This window comes from Candidatus Brevundimonas phytovorans (genome assembly GCA_029203145.1).
GTDB lineage: Bacteria > Pseudomonadota > Alphaproteobacteria > Caulobacterales > Caulobacteraceae > Brevundimonas > Brevundimonas phytovorans.
In genome coordinates, this window is the sequence record CP119309.1 from 2,152,669 (window position 1) to 2,172,653 (window position 19,985).

Below are 19,985 nucleotides of genomic sequence, written 5' to 3' on the forward strand. Positions count from 1 at the left end.
GAGGGGGCGTCTCCACGTCAGATGCCTGCGCCGCCCCCTCCACCACTCGGCTGCTACGCGCCGCCCTTCGGGCCGTGGTCCCCCTCCCCATGGAATGGGGAGGAAAGTTGTCCGGCCAAGCTGGAACCGCCGTTCATTGACCTGTGTTGAGGACTTCAGTGCGCCATCGGGGGCGCTGGAGTCCGATCATGAAGATTGCTCAGGTCACGCCCCTCTATGAGGCGGTGCCGCCCCGGCTTTACGGCGGCACGGAACGGGTCGTGGCCCACCTGACCGACGCCCTGGTTGATCTGGGCCATGACGTCACCCTGTTCGCCAGCGCCGAGGCCGAGACGCGGGCGCGGCTGATCCCGGTGCGCGATCAGGCCATCCGGCTGGACCCGGCGCCGCTGAAGTCCGACATGGCCGCCCACATGACCATGCTGGCCCAGGTGCTGGAGTGGGCCGACGACTTCGACGTCATCCATTTTCACACCGACATGGCCCACTTCCCGTTTTTTCAGGGGCTGGCCGACAAGACCGTCACCACCCTGCATGGGCGCCTCGACCTGAAAGACCTGCCCGAGGTCTATGAGCGCTGGCCCCAGTTCGGCCTGGTCTCCATCTCCGACGATCAGCGCCGCCCCCTGCCCGCCGCCAACTGGAAGGCGACGGTGCATCATGGGATGCCCGGCGACCTCTACCGCTTCTCGCCGAAATCCGAGGGCTATCTGGCCTTCCTCGGCCGTATCTCGCCCGAGAAACGCCCCGACCGGGCCATCGAGATAGCCAAGCGCCTCGGCAAACCCTTGAAGATCGCGGCCAAGGTGGATGCGGCGGACAAGACCTATTGGGAAACGGTCATCAAGCCGCTCGTTGAGGCAAGTCCCATGATCGAGTTCGTCGGCGAGATCGGCGACGACCGGAAGTCGGCCTTCCTCGGCGGAGCGGAAGCCCTGCTCTTCCCGATCGACTGGCCCGAGCCCTTCGGCCTGGTGATGATCGAAGCCATGGCCTGCGGCACGCCGGTGGTGGCCTTCCGTTGCGGCTCGACGCCCGAGATCATCGAGGATGGAGCCACGGGCTTTCTGGTCGACACCCTGGAACAGGCGGTCGCCGCCGCCGGACAGGCGCACACCCTGGATCGCGAAGCGATCCGGGCGCGGTTCGACCTACGCTTCTCGGCCACGGCCATGGCGCGGCGCTATCTCGATGTTTACGGCGACCTCCTGGCCCGCCGCCCCTTCGCCGCCCACGTTCTGGACGAGGCGCCGGTCCGCCCCTTGCGCGAGCCGCGCAGTTTCGCCGTGCGCGCCTGAACCCTTGGGCCGTTCGGCCATTTCCCTGAAGGGCCTTAAGCGAACTCCGCGCTGAAGCGAGGCAGACCATGGACGACGCCTATTCGGTCCAGACCACCGCCGCCGACAACAGCGATCAGGACGGGCTGGAAACCCTGATGGCGCTGAAGGATCGCGACACCTTTCTGGTCGCGGACCACTGGGGGGACGTCAAGAGCGGCGCCGACGGCCTGTTCGACCAAGACACGCGGATGCTGTCGCATTTTGTCCTGACGGTGGGGCGGGCGCGGCCGTCGCGGCTCAGTTCCGGCGTGACCGAGGACAATGTCTTCTTCACCTGCCATTCGACCAACCGCCCCCTGCCGCCGATGGGCGGGCGCTCGGCCCCGGCGGGAGTGCTGCATCTGGAGCGGCGGCGCTTCCTCTGGGAAAAGAGGCTGTTCGAGCGGGTGCGGATGGTCAATCACGGCATCGAGGACATCCTGCTGCCGCTGGCCTTCGAGTTCGCCGCCGACTTCGCCGACATCTTCGAGGTGCGCGGGACGGCGCGGGCGGCGCGCGGCGCCTATGCCACGCCGACCATGGATGGACGCCGGGTGAGCTTCGCCTACACCGGGCTGGACGGCTTCACCCGCACCAGTTGCCTGGCCTTTTCCGAGCCTCCGGCCCGCCTCAGCGCCAACCGGGCCGAGTTCATGTTCAGCCTGCCCAAAGGTCGGCGGCTGGACCTCTATATCGAGTGCGGCCTCGATGTCTGCGACGCGCCTGATCAGGAGCGCTGGCGCTGGAACGCGATCCAGGCGCGACTGGCCATGCGTCGAAGGCTGCGGCGCGGCGCCAGCGTTCAGGCTCCGCGCAATCCCCGCGTCAACGACTGGCTGACCCAGTCGCGCACCGATGTGGCCCTGCTGACCACCGACCTGCCGACCGGCCCCTATCCTTACGCCGGGGTGCCGTGGTTCTCGACCCCGTTCGGGCGCGACGGCATCATCACCGCCTGGCAGATGCTGTGGATCGACCCCAGTCTGGCCAAGGGGGTGCTGACCTATCTGGCCTCGCGTCAGGCGACCGAGGTCAACGCCTTCATGGACTCCGCCCCCGGCAAGATCATGCATGAGACCCGCGGCGGCGAGATGAGCGCGCTGCGCGAAGTGCCGTTCGGCCTCTATTACGGCGGGGTCGACACCACCTGCCTGTTCATCGCCCTGGCCGGCGCCTACGCCCAGCGCACCGGCGACATGGAGACCATCCGCACCCTGTGGCCCAACCTGATCGCGGCGGCGGGGTGGATGAGCGACTATGGCGACAGCAACAACGACGGCCTGATCGACTATGCGCGCGGCGCTGACACCGGCCTGTCCAATCAGGGCTGGAAGGACTCGGAAGACTCCATCTTCTACGCCGACGGACGCTTCCCCAAGGGGCCGATCGCCCTGCTGGAGGTTCAGGGCTACGCCTTCGCCGCCTGGAAGGCTCTGGCCGAGATTGGCGAGCACCTGCGCGATCCCCGCGTCATGGAGTGGCAGGCGCGCGCCGACCGGGTGAGGAACCTGGTCGAGGAAAGGTTCTGGATGGAGGACGAGGGCTTCTACGCCATCGCCCTCGACGGCGACGGCGAACAGTGCCGCGCCATAGGCTCCAACGCCGGGCACCTGTTGTTCAGCGGCCTGCCCTCGCATGAGCGGGCGCTGCGGGTGACGCGGCGGATGCTGACCGCCGAGTTCCGCTCGGGCTGGGGACTGCGGACCCTGGGCAAGGGTCAGACGCGCTTCAATCCGATGAGCTATCATAACGGCTCGGTCTGGCCGCACGACACGGCCATGGCTGCGGCGGGCATGGCCCGCTACGGCGAGCGTCGGGCGGTGGCCATGCTGCTGGGCGAGATCTTCGGCGCGGCGGCGCATTTCCAGCTGCGCCTGCCCGAGCTGTTCTGCGGCTTCATCCGCGAGACGGGCGAGCCGCCCATCGCCTATCCGGTCGCCTGCCTGCCGCAGGCCTGGGCCGCGGGGTCGGTCTTCCTGATGCTGCAGGCGGTGCTGGGGGTCGAGATCAAGGCCGCCGAGGGGCTGGTCGAAGTCACCAGACCGGCCCTGCCGGTCGGGCTGGACCGGCTGAACCTGACCAATCTGGCGGTCGGGGACGGGGCCATCGACCTGAACTTTCAGCGCGTGGACGGCCATGTCGTGGTCATGCCGCGCGAACGGCGGGGAACCGTCAGTCTGAGGGTGGCGGGCTGACCTCTTCGATCCTCCCCCATCCTTATGGGGGAGGGGGACCGCCGGACGGCGGTGGAGGGGGCGGAAACCAGCAAGCCGTCTAAAATCAAAGTGCGGCCAGATTCAATCCGTCGCATCCAGACACGCCCCCTCCACCACTGCGTGGTCCCCCTCCCCCGCAAGCAGGGGAGGATTTACGTCAGGCCAGCCCGCGTTCCAGCGCCTTCCTGAACACGGTCGGCAGGGCGGCCAGCGCCGTGTCCGCCTCGGTCCAGAGGAAGTCGCCGTCGGCTTCGGCGACATGGACGGTCAGGGTCAGGCTGAAATGGGTGAAGACGTGCTCGACCGCCCCCGCCTCGGTCCAGTCGGCGGCGACCGGCGGATCAAAGGCGGGCGCGGCGGCGCTCCAGTCCGAGGTCGGCAGGCCGACCATGCCGCCCAGCAGGCCCTTGTCGGGACGGCGCACCAGGCCGATCCGCCCAGCGGCGTCGCGCAGGACGAAGGCGTGGCCCAGACGGTGCGGGCGCTCGGCCTTCTTGGTTTTCAGCGGATAGCGCGCGGGTTCACCGGTCTTCAGCCCCTCGCAGCCGAAGGCTAGCGGGCAGACTTCGCACGACGGCGACTTGGGCCGACAGACGCCGGAGCCGAGGTCCATCAGGGCCTGGGGCCAGTCGCCGGGGCGGTCGTCGCTGACGAACAGGGCGGCCAACCGCTTCAGTTCGGGCCGGGCGGCGGGCAGAGGCGTCTCGACCGCAAACAGGCGGCTCATGACCCGCTCGACATTGCCGTCGACGACATTGGCGGGCCGGTCGAAGGCGATGGCGGCCACGGCGGCGGCGGTATAGGCGCCCACCCCCGGCAGGGCCAGCAGCGCCGCCTCCTGATCGGGAAAGACGCCGCCGTGATCGCGGGCCAAGGCGCGGGCGCACGCCAGCAGGTTGCGGGCGCGGGCGTAGTAGCCCAACCCGGCCCAGGCAGCCATCAGCTCGCCGTCCTCGACCGCCGCCAGATCGCTGACCGTCGGCCAGCGCGTGGTGAAGCGCTCGAAATAGGGGGCGGCGTGCGGCACGGTCGTCTGTTGCAGCATGACCTCGGACAGCCAGACCCGGTAGGGGTCGGTGCGCGTCTTCGCCCCCGGCGGCGCGCGCCACGGCAGGGTCCGCGCATGGGCGTCGTACCAATCAAGCAGGGCGGCGCGGAGGGAAGAGACGTCGGGCATGGGTCGCGGTATATAGGACGAATGCGTCGTCCTCTGCCCACCGAAAGCGAAGCCCGCGAAATCCTGGCGAGACGCCGGACGCGCCCGCCGTTGCGCCCGCCGCCCCCGGCCGGTCGGTCGCTGGCGCCGCTGATCAAGAAGCTGGACGCCCAGTTCGGCCGCGGCGCCGGCGCCCTGGAGCCGCGCTGGGTCGAGATCGTCGGCGAGCGCCTGGCCCGCGTCACCCGCCCGCAAAAGCTGACCAAGGGTCGCGGGACCGCCGGCGGCACGCTGGAACTGCGTGTGGCCGGCCCCGCCGCCCTGCTGGTCCAGCATCAGTCCGAGGACATCATCCAGCGGGTGAACCTGTTCCTCGGCGCCGGATCGGTCGAGCGGCTGCGCATCGCCCAGGGCCCGGTCAAACCCCTGCCCGTGGCCGGCGCCAAGCCGCGTGCGCGCGGCCTGAAAGCCCTGCCGCCCCTGCCCGCCTCCGTCGAGGCCGAACTGGCCGCCGCCGTCGAGGACGCGCCCGACAGCCTGAAAGCCGCGCTGCGCAAGCTGGGCCGGGCGGTCCTGTCGCAGCCCCCTGAAACCGAGGGCCGCTGACAAGCGGACCGAGCCTTGGCAGCCTCGGTCCCCGTCGTGTCGATGGGTTCTAGAACTTGTAGTTCAGACCCACGCGCGCGGTGTGGAAAGCAACCTCGTTGCCAAAGTTCAAATCGGCCCCCGGAAGGCCCAGGTCGCCGCTGTAAAGCGTGACCGTGCCGAGGTTGGCGTAGAGGTATTCGGACTTGATGGTCCAATGGTTCGTGAGAGCGTATTCAACGCCGCCACCGACAACCCAACCAGTCTTCGTCTCGGATTTTTTCGACGCGACCGGCAGAATATCAACAACGCCCGTCAGAACGCTCTCGGTATCACCGTACGCCAGGCCGCCCGTGGCATAGGCCATGAAGCGGTCGACAGGCGTATAGCCAAGGCGAGCGCGCACGGTGCCTAGCCCATTCAATTTGGTGCTGGCCTGGCCAGTCAAGGTCACGCGCGGCGACCTGCCGTTGATCGACCCCTCGCCTTCCACGGTCGATCCTTGAAAGTCGGCCTCGACGCCATAGACGAACTGACCTGACTGCCAGTTGTAACCGGCCTGAACCCCGCCGAGCATTCCGCCCACCGGAAGATCAACCGATCCGTCGAGCAGAAGGCCCGTGTCGCTGGTTATTGTGAACACATTCGAATGCTCGAAATCGCCAAATCCGCCCCCAGCGTTCACGCCGGCATAGGGGCCTGACCAATCAAAGGTCGAGGCGCGCGAGGCTGAATCGCCGAGAACCGGCGCTTGAGCATTGGCGTGTGTTGACAGCGCCATGGCAGCCAGGGCGGCAGAGATCAAAAGGCGGTCGATATTCATAGCTGTTCTTCCAACGAGCGTAAGCCGAGTGTTCGTACTGGCGGATAGATGGTCATCCCGGCCCATCACGAGCCGAGTAAATAATTTATATTTAACAGAATGTTAGAGGAGTATTCGCGCGAACACCCCTCTAGCCCGGAGCGAGCCCGGCCGGATGGCCTATCGCAAATCGATGTTCGCTCCCTTAACCGAAATCGATGGCGACCGCTTTTCAGTTTGAAGCCGAACGTCCGCTGTCGGCGCCGCCCCTCAGGACCGCATTCGACCCGTAGCGGAACTGCAGCGGGGCCACTCTTGGGCCCAACCGTCGATATCCGCTTCGGGCTTCGGTATCGATGACCGCTCTGCACCCTCGCTGACGTTCAGTGTGCCGAAGTACTCTTCGCTCTACGGCGATGACGGACGACCGAAGCCCCTAGCGGAATTGCCGATTGTGCCAAGGCCTCATTTTGATCGGTAGGAAGGTGTGTAAAATGAAGCGCCCTTGCCTGAAACCCACTGCACATTGTCCGGGGCTTGCTCAACGATCGCATCGAAGGTGCCATCGTCCGAGACTATTCGAATGTGTTCGTAGGCATTGCCTTCAAACAAGCGCGCACGGTTTTCAACCAGCCAACTAGAGTCCTCAACCTTCATGAGTGGCCACCAGTGATGCGGCCAACGAGGATCGGTGAGCTTCGGGTAGCCCCGGGAGAAATCGACGAGCGGCGAAGCAGCTTCATCAAAGAGGCTCGCGATTATCGAACGCATTTCGATGATCAAATCGCGGTCGCCGTCGTAGAACGAATACACAGCACGAACCGTCACCCACCCCGGGGCGGCGTCCACTTCGATCCCGCATGGCGACTGAGGGATATCCGAAAGTGGCACCCACGGAACAGCTAAGTCTCTCTTATGATCCATGGTGAGTGCTCCCGTTGCGCGAGAGCAGCATGACAAAGCCCATGTCCGCTTTCCACCCTTCGCGGACATTCCACACAGCCGCTTTCCGGCCTTGAAGCCAAAGGCCGCTGTCGGCGCGGAAGCCATGACCGCTTGCCCCTCAACCACCGCCACGACGACCGACTTGTGCGACCACAGGTCCCGCCGGCTTTGATGGCTTGGCTTTGGGGCCTCCGATAGGATATCGGCGACAGGCGCGGCCTAATATGGCCGTATCTGTTCTCGACAAATAATCGGATTGCGCGCGTCCGGCGGATCGCGTCATTCTTCTGAGTCACCATTTTCGACCAAGGACGACCCATGGCTACGTTCCGTTACGCATCGATGAGCCGCCGTGCGGCCCTGACCGCCGCCGCTCTGGCCGCCATGGCGACCGTCGCCGGCTGCACCGCCAAGACCGGCGGCGCCGCACAGGGCGACATGTCCATGGGTGCCGGCGATGACGCCAAGGTCACGGTTGTCGAATACGCCTCGGTCACCTGCGGCCACTGCGCCGTCTGGAACGAGGAAGTCTGGCCCGAGTTCAAGACCAAGTATGTGGACACCAAGAAGGTCCGCTACGTCTTCCGCGAGTTCCCGACCCCGCCGCAGGACATCGCCGTCGCCGGCTTCCTGATCGCGCGCTGCGCCGGACCCGACAAGTATTTCGACGTCGTCCACGACATCATGGCCAGCCAGAAAGAGTGGATGGCGGGCGTTGCGCCGCGCACCACCCTGTTCCGCGCCGCCGCCGCCGCCGGCCTGAGCCAGGAGCAGACCGAGACCTGCATCCGCGACAAGGCCGCCATCGAAGAGATGAGCAACCGCATCAAGGCCGGCATCGACGCGGGCGTGACCGGCACCCCGACCTTCATCGTCAATGGCACAAAGGTCGTCGACAGCAGCCTGTCGGGCCTGTCGCAGGCCATCGACGCCGAACTGGCCAAGAAGTAGGGCGATGAGGGCGCGACCGGACATGATCAGAAGCCTGATGGCCGTCGTCACCACGGCGGCCGTGCTGACCGTCGCGCCCGTCGCCTTCGCGGCCGACACCCCGTCGGCGTCGGCCGCGACCGCCGCCGTGGCCGCGGTGCCGGCGGTGAGCCCCGCCGACCGTGTGCTGGGGCGGAGCGACGCCCCGGTGACGGTGATCGAATACGCCTCCTTCACCTGCAGCCACTGCGCCGCCTGGACCAATGAGGTCCTGCCGACGTTCAAGGCGCGCTATATCGACACCGGCAAGGTCAAGCTGGTGTTCCGCGACCTGCCGACCCAGCCGGCCCAGGTGGCGGCCACCGCCGCCGCCATCGCGCGCTGCGCCGCGCCCGAGAAGTTCTTCGACGTGGCCCACCACTTCATGGCCGGTCAGGCTGCGGCCTTCGCCAGCGGCGACGTCCGCGGCTGGTACATGGGCGCCATCGCCGTCAGCGGCCGCACCCAGCCGCAGATCGAAGCCTGCCTGGCCGATCCGGCGACGAACCAGAACCTGCAGCACAGCGTCGAGGCCGCCATAGCCGCCGGCGTCAACGGCACCCCGACCTTCTTCGTCAACGGCCGCCGCGCCGCCGATCATTCGATTGAAACCCTGTCGGCAGCCATAGACCCGCTGCTCAAGGGGCGCTAAGCCCCCGCCGATGCAGTTCCAGAGACTGAAGCTCGTCGGCTTCAAATCCTTCGTCGACGCGGCGGAAGTTCAAATCGAGTCCGGCCTGACCGGAGTGGTCGGGCCGAACGGCTGCGGCAAGTCCAACGTGTTGGAAAGCCTGCGCTGGGTCATGGGCGCCAACTCGGCCAAGGCCATGCGCGGTCAGGGCATGGACGACGTCATCTTCGCCGGGGCCTCGGGCCGTCCGCCGCGCAGCCACGCCGAAGTCGTCCTGACCATCGACAACGCCCAGAAGCGCGCGCCCCAGCCCTTTACCGACTCTCCCGTCTTGGAGGTGTCGCGCCGCATCGACCGGGGCCAGGGCTCGACCTATCGCATCAACGGCAAGGAGGTCCGCGCCCGCGACGTCCAGCTGCTGTTCGCCGACGCCTCGACCGGAGCCAACAGCCCGGCCCTGGTGCGTCAGGGCCAGATTTCCGAACTGATCGCCGCCAAGCCGCAGAACCGTCGACGGATTCTGGAAGAAGCCGGCGGCGTGGCCGGTCTGCACACGCGGCGGCACGAGGCCGAGCTGCGACTGAAGGCCGCCGAGACCAACCTGGACCGGCTGGACGACATCGGCCGCGAGCTGGAAACGGCGCTGAACCGGCTGAAGCGCGAGGCGCGTCAGGCCGAGAAGTACAAGAAGATCTCGGCCGAGATCCGGGCCCTGCAGGCCGCCCTGCTCTACGTCCGCTGGAACGACGCCAAGGCGGCGGCGGAAGTCGCGGCCCAGGAACTGCGCGACGCCGACCGCGCCGTGGCCGAGGCCAGCGCAGCCGCCACCAAGGCCGAGGCCGAGGCGCTGAAGGCGCAGGACGCCATGAAGCCCGCGCGCGAGGAAGACGCCGTGGCCAGCGCCCTGCTGCACCGCGCCACGCTGGAACGCGACCGCCTCGACATGGCCGAACAGGCCGCCCGCGCCGAGGTCGACCGGCTGAAGGCCGAAGCCGCCCGCATCCACGCCGACGTCGAGCGCGAGGAGCGTATGGCCGCCGACGCCCAGCGTGAGCTGGACCGGCTGGACCATGAACTGACCAGGCTGAAGGCCGAGATCGCCGCCGCGCCGGAGCGCGGGCCGGAACTGGAGAAGGCCCTGCTGGTCGCCGAGGACGCGCGCAAGGCCGCCGACGGCGAGGTCGAGCGCCTGGCCGGGACCCTGGCCGCCGTCGAGGCCCGCGCCAACGCCGAGAGCGCGAGGAAGCGCGACGCCGAGGCGCGGCTGGCCCGCGTCGTCGGCCAGTTTGAACAGGCCAAGCGCGAACGCGAAGCCCTGGGTCCGCTGGAAACGCCGGAACTGGCCGTCGCCCGCACCGCGCTGGAGGCGGCGCAGGCGGAGTTGACGGCGGCGCGCGAAGCCGTCGAGGCCGCCGAGGCCGCGCGCGGCGATCTGGCCCGCGCCGAGGCCGAGGCCCGCACGGCGGCTCGCGCCGCTGAGGACCGGCTGGGCCGTCTGCAGACCGAGGCGCGCGGACTGGCGCAGTTGCTGGTCACGGGCAAGCGCGACCATCCGCCCGCCCTGGACAAGGTGTCGGCGGCCAAGGGTTATGAGGCCGCGCTGGCCGCGGCTCTCGGCGACGATCTGGACGCCGCGCTGGACGCCCGCGCCGCCGCCCACTGGGCGGGCGCCGATGCACCTTCCCCCGTCTGGCCCCAAGGCGTCGCCCCGCTGGCCGCACATGTGAGCGCGCCCGCCGAACTGGCCGCGCGCCTGGCCCTGTGCGTCGTCGCCAGCCAGGCCGAGGCCCCGCGTCTGGCCAAGACCCTGCCGACCGGCGCCCGCCTGGTGACGGTCGAGGGCGACCTCTATCGCTGGGACGGTTTCGTCAGCCGCGCCGAGGCCCCGCGCCCCGCCGCCGTGCGACTGGCCCAGCGCACGCGACTGGCCGAGCTGGAAGCCGAGATCGATACCGGTAAGCCCGCGCTGGAGGCCGCGCAGACGGCTCAGAAGACGGCGACCGAGGCCTTCCGCGCCGCCGAGGAGGCGGTGAAGACCGCCCGCCTCAAACCCTTCGTCGCCGACAAGGCCGTGACCGCCGGTCGCGACCGGGTCGAGAGCCTGATGCGCGACCAGACCCGGCGCGAGGCGCGCGCCCAGGCTCTGGACGAGACCGTCGCCCGGCTCGACGGCGAGGTGGCCGAGGCCAAGGCGGCGCTGGAGGCCGCGCAGAGCGTCGAGGCGCCGTCGGAAACCATCGCCGGCCTGCGCGACGAACTGGCCGCGGCTCGCGTGGCCGCCGACGCGGCGCGTCAGGCGGCCCAGACCGCGCGCTCGACCCGCGACGAGGAGGCCAGAGACCGCGCCGGACGCGAACAGCGTCTGGGCAGTCTGGGCCGCGCCCACGAGGGTTGGGCCGGTCGGTCGAAAGAGAGCGCCGCACGCGTCGCCGCCCTGGGCAAGGACGCCGACAAGACCGCCGCCCTATTGAAACAGGCCGAGATCGCGCCGCAAGGCTTCGCCGAACAACGCAGCACGCTGATGGACAGCCTGATCGCCGCCGAGACGCGTAAGAGCGCCGCCGCCGAGGCTCTGTCCCTGGCCGAGAGCACGGCGGGCGACAGCGACCGCGCCAGCCGCGCCGCCGAGGCCGCCGCCGGGACCGCGCGCGAGGCCCGCGCCGGTCTGGCCGCCCGCGCCGAGGCCGCCTCTGAGCGTCTGGTCGAGGCCGAGGCCGTCCTGCGCGAGACGGCGCAGATGTCGCCGGACGAACTGGGCCAGAAGCTGCTCGACGACGCCATCGCCCGCCCGCGCGACACCGCCGGCGCCGAGAGCCTGCTGTCCGGGCTGGAGCGCGAGCGCGAGGCCCTGGGCGCGGTCAACCTGCGCGCCGAGGAAGAGGCCGCCGAATACGGCGAACGTCTGGGCGCCATGAAGTCGGAACGCATCGACCTGACCCAGGCCATCGCCAAGCTGCGCGATGGCATCGACGAGCTGAACGCCGAGGGCCGCGAGCGGCTGGTGGCGGCGTTTGATGTGATCAACGCCAATTTCAAGGCCCTGTTCGAGGCCCTGTTCGGCGGCGGTCAGGCCGAGCTGAAGCTGGTCGAGAGCGACGATCCGCTGGAGGCGGGCCTGGAGATCTACGCCTGCCCGCCCGGCAAGCGTCTGTCGGTGATGAGCCTGATGTCCGGCGGCGAGCAGGCCCTGACGGCGGCGGCGCTGATCTTCGGCGTCTTCCTGGCCAACCCGGCGCCCGTCTGCGTGCTGGACGAGGTGGACGCGCCGCTGGACGACGCCAATGTCGACCGCTTCTGCCGGATGCTGCACGAAATGCGGTCGCGCACCGACACCCGCTTCATCGTCATCACCCACAACCCGGTGACCATGAGCCGGATGGACCGCCTGTACGGCGTCACCATGCCGGAGCGCGGCATGAGCCAGCTGGTCAGCGTCAACCTGAACCAGGCCGAGCAGATCGTGGCGGCCTGATCCCCGCCTTTCCTCCCCATTTCATGGGGAGGTGGCGCGGACGCGATAGCGGCCGTGACGGAGGGGGCGGCGCTGCGGTCAGCCTGTCAGATGCGGCCCAGATTTCAGACGTGGAGTCGCCCCCTCCACCGCTACGCGGTCCCCCTCCCCACTTCGTGGGGAGGAAAAGGGTCAGCGCTTCTTCTTGCGCCGCATCGCTTCGCGCACGTCGCCCAGAGCCGGTCCGATCAGGAACCAAGGCTCGACGCAGTAGCGGGCGAACAGGCGTTTGGGATCGGCGAACAGGCGGAACAGCCATTCGACGCCCAGCCGCCCCATCCAGCGGGGCGCCGCCTTCTGCACGCCGGCCTCATAGTCGAAGGCGGCGCCGACCGGCAGGATGACGGCCTCGGGCAGGGCGTCGATGTTGTCGGCGATCCACAGCTCCTGACGCGGCATGCCCATGCCGACGAACAGGACATTCGGCTTGAAGTCGGCGATGGCCGTCAGGACGGCGGTATTGCCCAGCGATCCCGGCTTGGCGTCGAAATAGCCGGACAGGCCCTCGATCACCGCCCCCGGATAGCGGGCGCGCAGCCGTTCCGCCGCCGTCGCCGCCACCCCGTCCGCGCCGCCGACATAGAGGACGCGCCAGCCCTTGCGGTCAGCCATGCTCCAGAATTGGTCGCGCCAGTCCAGATAGGTGCAGCGGTGGAAGGGGCGGCTGTGCAGGCCCAGCGTCCGGGTGAAATGGATCAGCGGGGTGGAATCCAGCTCGACCACGTCGGCCATGTCGTAGAGCCGCCGCATCCCCGGCGTGCGCGGCAGCAGATAGAGGCTGTGCAGGTTGTGGTTGGCGATGATGCTGCGCCGGCCCGCCTCAATGCAGCGTTCGACGTGCAGCAGCACCTCTTCAGGCCTCATCAGGTCGACGGTCTCGCCGAGGATGCGGACGCGCTCTTCGGGGCGGCGTTTCTGACGGAACGGGCGACGGTCGCGGGCCCGCCGGTCGGGCGGGGCGGTGGCGAGATCGAGACCGAGGGGCTCCTGATACATGGCTTCACTATAGACGCGGCGTCTCAACACGTGGTTTGCGGATGCGGTTAATGAACGGGATGCCCTGATGACGCGAGTTCTTGCTGTTCTGACGATCGCCGCCGCCCTGCTGGCGACGCGCGCCGTGGCGCAGGATCATGCCCTGGTTCTGACCGGCGTCGGGCGTTTCGCGGTCTTCGCCGACGCCGCCTCGATCACGCCCGATGGCGACGGCGTGCGAATGCGGTCGCTGCAGGTCAGCGAAGAGGACATGGTCATCGGCGCCGTGGCCTATTCCGGCGGCTGGTCGTGGTGGCGGTTTGATTGCGCGGCGCAGACGGCGGATCGGCTGGACTTCGCCTCGCTGAAGGCGGACGGAACCGAGGGGCCGATCACGGCGACCAGGTCGTCGCCCTACGCCATCGCCCCCGGCGGGGATGCAGCCGAACTGGCCGCTGTGGCCTGTGGGACGGTGGCGCGGGCGGCGGATGCGGTCAGTACGGCGGAGGCGGTGCGGCTCGGGCGCGAGCGGATGAAGGACTGAGGGTCTCCCTCCCCTTCATGGGGAGGGTGGTCGCGTAGCGACCGGGTGGGGAGTACGTGGCGATGCGGGCGCGGCGTCTGACTTGCCGAAGCGCCCCCACCCGTCTGACGCTGCGCGTCAGCCACCCTCCCCATGAAGGGGAGGGAGATGGCCGCCGTTGTTCCGATCCAGATCCACGCGATCCCTCGGCAGGGCCTGGGGGCATTCATCGCGCATGAAGGCCAGCATCTTCTCGCGCACTTCGCAGCGCAGGTCGAAGGCCAGGGAGGCGTTGCGGGCGCTAGTCAGGCAGCGAACCTGGGCCACGCGCTCGGTGATGTCGGTGACCTGCAGGGAGACCACGTCGCCGTCCCACAGGGGCGAGGCGTGGGCGATGGATTCCAGCTTGACCCGCAGGCGGTCGATCGGCGCCTCATAGTCCACATAGAGAAAGGCGACCCCGATCAGGCGCGAATCCTCGCGGGTCCAGTTCTGGAAGGGCTTCTGGATGAAATAGGTCAGCGGCAGGATCATCCGCCGCCAGTCCCACAGCTTGACCACCACATAGGTCGAGGTGATCTCCTCGACGCGGCCCCACTCGCCCTCGACGATGACAGCGTCGTCAAGCCGGATCGGCTGCGCCGTGGCGATCTGGATGCCCGCCAGAAGATTGGTCAGGAAGGGTTGCAGCGCCAGACCGGCGACAATGCCGACCACCCCCGCCGAGGCCAGCAGCGACAGCCCCCATTGCCTGACCCCCGGAATGGTCAGAAGCGCCAGACCCAGGGTGATCAGACCGATCAGGATGGCGGCCACCCTTTGCAGAATGCGCGTCTGAGTGACGTGCTTGCGGGCCAGGAGGTTGTCCTCTGTGTCCATGTTGAACTTCTTCAGATGGACGACCGCCCCCATGTCGACCGCACCCGCCAGCATCCATCCGCACACCAGGATGAAGGCGAACAACAGGGTCCGGCGAATGAAGAGCGAAGGTTCCGGGTCCAGCGGCGAGACCGTGACCGCCAGCGCCAGGGCGATGATCATCACGGCGATGCGAACCTTGAGCCGGGCGCGGCCCAGCATCCCCTTCCAGAAGACATCGCGGTTGCGCACGGCCAGCTTCAGCAGGGCGAAGACGACCTGGTTGGCCGCCCAGCCGATGAAGACGAAGACGGCGGTGATGATCGAGATCACCGCCCATTCCGGCAGCCAGTGGAACTGGGCCCACAGGGTGAAGATGGTGTGGGTCAGATTGGTCACGAACTGGGGCATGGGGTCAGCCTAGCCAGCTTCGACGCGCACGGCCACGCCCTCTTTCCTCCCCACCTGTGGGGAGGGGGACCGCGGAGCGGTGGAGGGGGCGGCGCGACGATCACTCTTGAGACGCAGAGCGGAAAGGGCGGCGTCGCCCCCTCCGTCTCATCCGCTGCGCGTCCGATCCACCTCCCCATTCGCTCCGCGAACAGGGAGGAAAGGTACTACTCAGACCGCCGCTTCGACCAGATCAGCCAGGCGCGCCGCCGCGTCGGGGATGGCGACCGAGCGGGCGGCGGCGGACATGGCGGTCAGGCGCGCGGGATCGGACAGGACCTCGGCCAGGGCGGCGGCCAGGCTGTCGATCGTCACCTCGTCCTCGGCGATGACGCGGGCGGCGCCGGCGTCGGACAGGGCGCGGGCGTTCAGGGTCTGGTGGTCGTCCATGGCGATCTTCAGCGGGATCAGGACGGACGGCAGGGCCGCCACGGCCAGTTCCGAACAGGTTGAGGCCCCGGCGCGGCCGATGACCAGATGCGCCTGGGACAGGCGGTCGGCCATGTCGCGGAAGAAGGGGGCGACCTCGGCGGCGATGCCGGCCTCCAGATAGATCTGACGCGCGCTTTCCAGGGTCTCGGGTCGCGACTGCTGCTGGACCTTGAGGCGGCTGCGGATGGCCTCGGGCAGGGCGGCGAGCGCGCGGGGCGCGGTCTCGGACAGGATGCGGGCGCCCTGGCTGCCGCCGGTGACGAGGACATGGATCGGGCCGTCGCCGGCGGGGGCGACATAGGCGCGGTCGAACAGGGCGCGGATGTCGGGCCGGACCGGGTTGCCGACAAGCCGGGCGCGGGCCTTCACCTTGGCCGGGGCGCGGCCCAGGGTCGGGAAGGCCGAGGCCACCGTGCCGACCGCCGGAGCCAGCATCCGGTTGGTGCGGCCCAGCACCGCGTTCTGTTCATGGATCAGGGTCGGACGGCGCGTCGCCACGGCGGCGACCAGGGCCGGGGCCGACGGATAGCCGCCGAAGCCGACGACCACGTCCGCGCCGATGCGGGCGAAGGCCGACTGCGCCTGCCCCACCCCCTTGAGGATGGCCAGACCCGCCTTCAGCAGACCGATCGGGCCAGAGCCGGTCGCCGCGTCCAGCGCCAGACGCTCCTCGGCGGGAAAGGCGTGGGCGTATTGCTCGCCGCGCGCGTCGGTGGCCAGCACCACGCGCCAGCCGCGCGAGGCCAGTTCGCGGGCCAGGGCCTCGGCGGGGAACATATGGCCGCCAGTGCCCCCGGCGGCGACGACGCAGACCTTGCTCATAGGCGATACTCTCTTACGGCAGCAGGCGACGACGCGGCGGGGAGATGTTGGAGCCCGGCTCATAGGCGCCCGGACGGCGGCGCGTCAGGGCCAGCGCAAACCCCATGGTCAGGCCCATGGCCATCATCGACGAGCCGCCATAGCTGATGAAGGGCAGCGTCATGCCCTTGGTCGGGATCAGGTTCAGGTTCACCGCCACATTGATGCAGGCCTGCAGCCCGATCAGCATGAAGAGGCCCGCCGCCGCCGTCTGCTCGAACGGGTCGTTCAGCTTCATCGCCTTCTTCATCCCGCGAATGACGATGAAGGCGTAGAGGCCGATCAGGATCAGGCTGAGGACCAGGCCGAACTCCTCGGCGCCGACCGAATAGATGAAGTCGGTGTGCAGGTCGGGAACCGAGCGCTTCATCACGCCTTCGCCGATGCCGCGCCCGACCAGGCCGCCGGCGCGGATGGCCTCGGACGCCTTGTCGATCTGGTGGGTGTCGGTCGTCTCGGGCGACAGGAAGCGGCTGAGGCGGTCGCGCATGTGGCTGAAGGTGAAATACAGCGACACCACCCCGCCCGCCCCCATGGCGGCGATGACGGCCACCCACTTCAGCGGCACGCCGGCCATGAAGAAGACAGCCATGAAGGTGGTGGTGATCAGCAGGGTCTGGCCGATGTCGGGCTGGATCAGCAGCAGGCCGACCGTCAGGGCCCAGAGGCCGAAGGCGATGCTGACGCCGGGCACCCCCTGCCCCTTCTGGGCCTCCGCGAACATCCAGGCGGCGAAGACGATCAGGCCGGGCTTGGCGAACTCGGACGGCTGCAGACTGAACGGGCCGAGGTTCACCCAGCGCGCGGCGCCCTTCACCGTGTCGCCGATAAACGGCAGGGCCGCCATGACCACAATGGCCCCGAACAGGGCCAGGACCGCGATCCGCCGCACGCCGCGCGGCGACAGCAGGGAGGTGGTCAGCATCAGGCCTGTGCCCATCGAGGCCCAGACGATCATCCGCCAGGAATAGTGGAAGGGATCGGTGATCGACTCGTCGGCCAGAATGGCGGCGGGGCTGGAGGCGAAGCTGAGCGAGACGCCCAGCGCCACCAGCGTCAGGGCCGCGCCCAGCAGGCCGCGATCCACGGTCCAGAACCAGCGCGCGATCAGGCTCTGATCATTGCGCGAAAAGGGGTGGCTGTAGCTCTGGCTCATGCGGCGGGCTCAGGCTTGGCGCCCAGCGCCAGCACGGCGGCGCGGAAGGCTTCGCCCCGCACCTCGAAATCGGGGAACTGGTCGAAGCTGGCGCATGCGGGGGACAGCAGGACGACCTGCTCGCCGCCGGCTTTCGCGGCGTCGGCGGCGGCCAGCTCCACGGCGCGTTCCATAGTCTGGGCGACCACGTGCGGGGTGTCGGCCAGGGTGACGGAGAAGGCGTCGGCGGCCTCGCCGATCAGATAGGCCTTGGCGACGTGGGGGAAGAGGTCGCGCAAGGCGTCGATGCCGCCCTCCTTGGCCTTGCCGCCCGCGATCCAGAAGACGGAGGGGTAGGAGGCCAGGGCCTGACGCGCGGCGTCGGCGTTGGTGCCCTTGGAGTCGTTGATGAAGCGGATGGAACCCAGACGACCTACGGCCTCCATGCGGTGCGCCAGACCGGGGAAGGTCAGCAGGCCTTCGACCGCCGCCTCGTGCGGCACGCCCAGGGCGCGGGCGGCGGCGTAGGCGAAGGCGGCGTTCTGGGCGTTGTGACGGCCGGGGAGTGAGCGGGCGGCGGAGAGGTCGGCCAGCACATCGCCGTCCGCCGTCAGTACGCCGGGCGCAGCCTCAATCCCGCTCATCCCCGCGGAGGCGGGGACCCAGTTCTTTGGCTGCTGAGATTCGGCCAGCGTTGTGGACACGGCTCTCACTGGGTCCCCGCCTCCGCGGGGATGAGCGGAAGTAGAAACCGTACAGATGCGTCGCCCGCGCGCCCGCAGGTCCGTGGCGATCCCCTGCCCCCAGGCTTCGTCCACGCCGACCAGGGCCAGCGCCTCTGGCCCCTGCGCCTGGAAGATGCGGCGCTTGGCGGCGACATAGCCTTCCATGCCGCCGTGGCGGTCCAGGTGGTCGGGGCTGATGTTGGTCAGGATGGCCACGTCGGGGGCGAAGCGGGTGGTCAGGTCCAGCTGATAGGACGAGACCTCGATGACATAGACGGCGTCGGGCGTCGGCGCCGGCAGGGCCAGGACGCCGATGCCGATGTTGCCGCCGATGTGGACGGTCAGGCCCGCCGACTTCAGCACCCAGCCGATCAGGGCCGTGGTGGTGGACTTGCCGTTGGTGCCGGTGATGGCGACGACGCGGGGGCGCTGGCCTTGCGGCAGGGCGTCCAAAGCGCGGGCGAACAGTTCAACGTCGCCGATGACCGGGACACCTGCCTGATGGGCGCGCTCGACGGTCCAGTGCGGTTTGGGATGGGTCAAGGGCGCGCCGGGCGACAGGACCAGAGCGGCGAAGCCCGACCAGTCGGCGCGGGTCAGGTCCTCGACGAGGAACCCTTCCGCCTCGGCCTGCATCCGGCCCGAGACGCCGTCGTCCCACAGGACGGGGACGGCGCCGCCGGCCTGAAGCGCGCGCGCCGCCGTGATCCCGGACCGGCCCAGGCCGAAGACCGCGACCCGTCTGCCTTCGAAACCGGGAACCGGGATCATGGGATCAGCGCAGCTTCAGCGTGGCCAGACCGAGCAGCGCCAGCATGGCGGCGACGATCCAGAAACGGATGACCACGGTCGATTCCGGCCAGCCCATCTTCTCGAAATGGTGGTGGATGGGCGCCATCAGGAAGATGCGCTTGCCAGTCAGCTTGAAGTAGCCGACCTGGATCATGACCGAGGCGGCCTCGACCACGAACAGGCCGCCGACGATGCCCAGCACCAGCTCGTGCTTCGTGGCCACGGCGATGGAGCCGAGCGCGCCGCCCAGGGCCAGCGAACCGGTGTCGCCCATGAAGATCTTGGCGGGCGGGGCGTTGTACCAGAGGAAGCCCATGCCGCCGCCGATCATGGCGGCGCAGAAGATGGCCAGCTCGCCCGCGCCGGGCACGTGGTGGACCTGCAGATAGTCGGCGAACAGGAAGTTGCCGACCAGATAGGAGATGATGCCGAAGGCGCCGGCCGCCATCATCACCGGCACGATGGCCAGACCGTCCAGACCGTCGGTCAGGTTCACGGCGTTGGAGAAGCCGATGATGGTGAAGGCGGCGAAGGCCACATAGAACCAGCCGATGTTGAGCAGGATGGCCTTCAGGAAGGGGAAGGCGATCGAGGTTTCCAGACCCGGCGAGGTCGGGGAATAGGTCATCCAGACCACGGTCAGGATGCCCGCGATCACGGCCACGACCGCCTGGGCCGCCAGCTTCTGTTTCGAGGTCAGGCCCGCCGAGGTCTGCTTGGTCACCTTGGCGTAATCGTCGATGAAGCCCAGGACGCCAAAGGCCGCCGTCACGCCGGAAACGATCCAGATATAGGGGTTGGTCAGGTCGCCCCAGAGGAAGACCGCCACGCCGATGCCCGCCAGGATCATCAGCCCGCCCATGGTCGGGGTGCCGACCTTGGACAGGTGCGACACCGGGCCGTCCTCGCGGATCGGCTGACCCCGGCCCTGCTTGGCGCGAATCCAGTTGATGAAGCGGCTGCCCATGGCGACGGCGACAATCATGGCCGTGGCCATGGCCAGGGCGACGCGCACCGTCTGATACTGGATCAGGTGCAGCAGCGGATATTCCTGCGCGATGTCCGCATAGTAGAGATAGAGCAGGTAGAACATTCTTTAG

At 68.7% G+C, this 19,985-nt stretch carries 16 protein-coding genes; 7 read left to right on the plus strand and 9 right to left on the minus strand.

The features are described from left to right. Positions 1-188 precede the first annotated feature (188 nt). Both P0Y52_10590 and P0Y52_10595 read left to right on the plus strand, forming a co-directional pair. Positions 189-1,298: a glycosyltransferase family 4 protein gene (locus P0Y52_10590; protein ID WEK56990.1), complete on the plus strand. Its 1,110-nt coding sequence runs from the start codon at positions 189-191 to the stop codon at positions 1,296-1,298. Positions 1,299-1,366: 68 nt separating this feature from the next. Next, positions 1,367-3,514, plus strand: a complete 2,148-nt coding sequence (locus tag P0Y52_10595; GenBank protein ID WEK56991.1) for an amylo-alpha-1,6-glucosidase — start codon at positions 1,367-1,369, stop codon at positions 3,512-3,514. A 178-nt stretch (positions 3,515-3,692) separates the two neighbouring features. Here the strand turns inward: P0Y52_10595 and mutY are convergent, their stop codons facing one another. Further along, positions 3,693-4,712, minus strand: coding sequence for an A/G-specific adenine glycosylase (gene mutY / locus P0Y52_10600; GenBank protein ID WEK56992.1), 1,020 nt, complete (start codon positions 4,710-4,712; stop codon positions 3,693-3,695). Between the two features lie 21 nt (positions 4,713-4,733). On the opposite strand from mutY, the gene P0Y52_10605 reads away from it, so the two are divergent. Then, positions 4,734-5,297, plus strand: a complete 564-nt coding sequence (locus P0Y52_10605) for a DciA family protein (GenBank protein WEK56993.1) — start codon at positions 4,734-4,736, stop codon at positions 5,295-5,297. A 49-nt stretch (positions 5,298-5,346) separates the two neighbouring features. Here the strand turns inward: P0Y52_10605 and P0Y52_10610 are convergent, their stop codons facing one another. Together P0Y52_10610 and P0Y52_10615 are read right to left on the minus strand one after the other, a co-directional pair. Further along, complete coding sequence (locus P0Y52_10610) at positions 5,347-6,099, minus strand: porin family protein (protein WEK56994.1); 753 nt, start codon at positions 6,097-6,099, stop codon at positions 5,347-5,349. 444 nt (positions 6,100-6,543) lie between these two features. Then, entirely contained in the window at positions 6,544-7,002 is a 459-nt protein-coding gene (locus P0Y52_10615; GenBank protein WEK56995.1) for a hypothetical protein, read from the minus strand. Between the two features lie 339 nt (positions 7,003-7,341). Here P0Y52_10615 and P0Y52_10620 point away from each other — a divergent pair, with 339 nt between their 5' ends. The 3 genes from P0Y52_10620 to smc are packed head-to-tail and all read left to right on the plus strand — an operon-like array spanning position 7,342 to position 12,095. Then, positions 7,342-7,974 carry a DsbA family protein gene (locus tag P0Y52_10620; GenBank protein WEK56996.1) on the plus strand — a complete coding sequence of 211 codons (633 nt, stop codon included), beginning with the start codon at positions 7,342-7,344 and terminating at the stop codon, positions 7,972-7,974. Positions 7,975-7,996: 22 nt separating this feature from the next. Beyond that, a complete protein-coding gene (locus tag P0Y52_10625; GenBank protein WEK56997.1) occupies positions 7,997-8,644 on the plus strand; it encodes a thioredoxin domain-containing protein in 648 nt (215 codons plus the stop codon). 10 nt (positions 8,645-8,654) lie between these two features. Then, positions 8,655-12,095 carry a chromosome segregation protein SMC gene (gene smc / locus P0Y52_10630; GenBank protein ID WEK56998.1) on the plus strand — a complete coding sequence of 1,147 codons (3,441 nt, stop codon included), beginning with the start codon at positions 8,655-8,657 and terminating at the stop codon, positions 12,093-12,095. Positions 12,096-12,266: 171 nt separating this feature from the next. Here the strand turns inward: smc and P0Y52_10635 are convergent, their stop codons facing one another. Then, positions 12,267-13,160: a WecB/TagA/CpsF family glycosyltransferase gene (locus P0Y52_10635; protein WEK56999.1), complete on the minus strand. Its 894-nt coding sequence runs from the start codon at positions 13,158-13,160 to the stop codon at positions 12,267-12,269. Between the two features lie 37 nt (positions 13,161-13,197). Here P0Y52_10635 and P0Y52_10640 point away from each other — a divergent pair, with 37 nt between their 5' ends. Further along, positions 13,198-13,653, plus strand: coding sequence for a hypothetical protein (locus tag P0Y52_10640; protein ID WEK57000.1), 456 nt, complete (start codon positions 13,198-13,200; stop codon positions 13,651-13,653). A gap of 117 nt (positions 13,654-13,770) precedes the next feature. Here the strand turns inward: P0Y52_10640 and P0Y52_10645 are convergent, their stop codons facing one another. The 5 genes from P0Y52_10645 to mraY form a co-directional block, all read right to left on the minus strand. Continuing rightward, positions 13,771-14,901 carry a mechanosensitive ion channel family protein gene (locus tag P0Y52_10645; GenBank protein ID WEK57001.1) on the minus strand — a complete coding sequence of 377 codons (1,131 nt, stop codon included), beginning with the start codon at positions 14,899-14,901 and terminating at the stop codon, positions 13,771-13,773. A 210-nt stretch (positions 14,902-15,111) separates the two neighbouring features. Beyond that, positions 15,112-16,194, minus strand: a complete 1,083-nt coding sequence (gene murG, locus P0Y52_10650; protein WEK57002.1) for an undecaprenyldiphospho-muramoylpentapeptide beta-N-acetylglucosaminyltransferase — start codon at positions 16,192-16,194, stop codon at positions 15,112-15,114. 13 nt (positions 16,195-16,207) lie between these two features. After that, complete coding sequence (locus P0Y52_10655; protein WEK57003.1) at positions 16,208-17,389, minus strand: putative peptidoglycan glycosyltransferase FtsW; 1,182 nt, start codon at positions 17,387-17,389, stop codon at positions 16,208-16,210. Further along, entirely contained in the window at positions 17,386-18,864 is a 1,479-nt protein-coding gene (murD, locus tag P0Y52_10660) for a UDP-N-acetylmuramoyl-L-alanine--D-glutamate ligase (GenBank protein WEK57004.1), read from the minus strand. Before murD ends, P0Y52_10655 begins: the two co-directional genes overlap by 4 nt. Before the next feature lie 4 nt (positions 18,865-18,868). After that, positions 18,869-19,978 carry a phospho-N-acetylmuramoyl-pentapeptide-transferase gene (gene mraY / locus P0Y52_10665; GenBank protein WEK57005.1) on the minus strand — a complete coding sequence of 370 codons (1,110 nt, stop codon included), beginning with the start codon at positions 19,976-19,978 and terminating at the stop codon, positions 18,869-18,871. Positions 19,979-19,985: the final 7 nt, after the last annotated feature.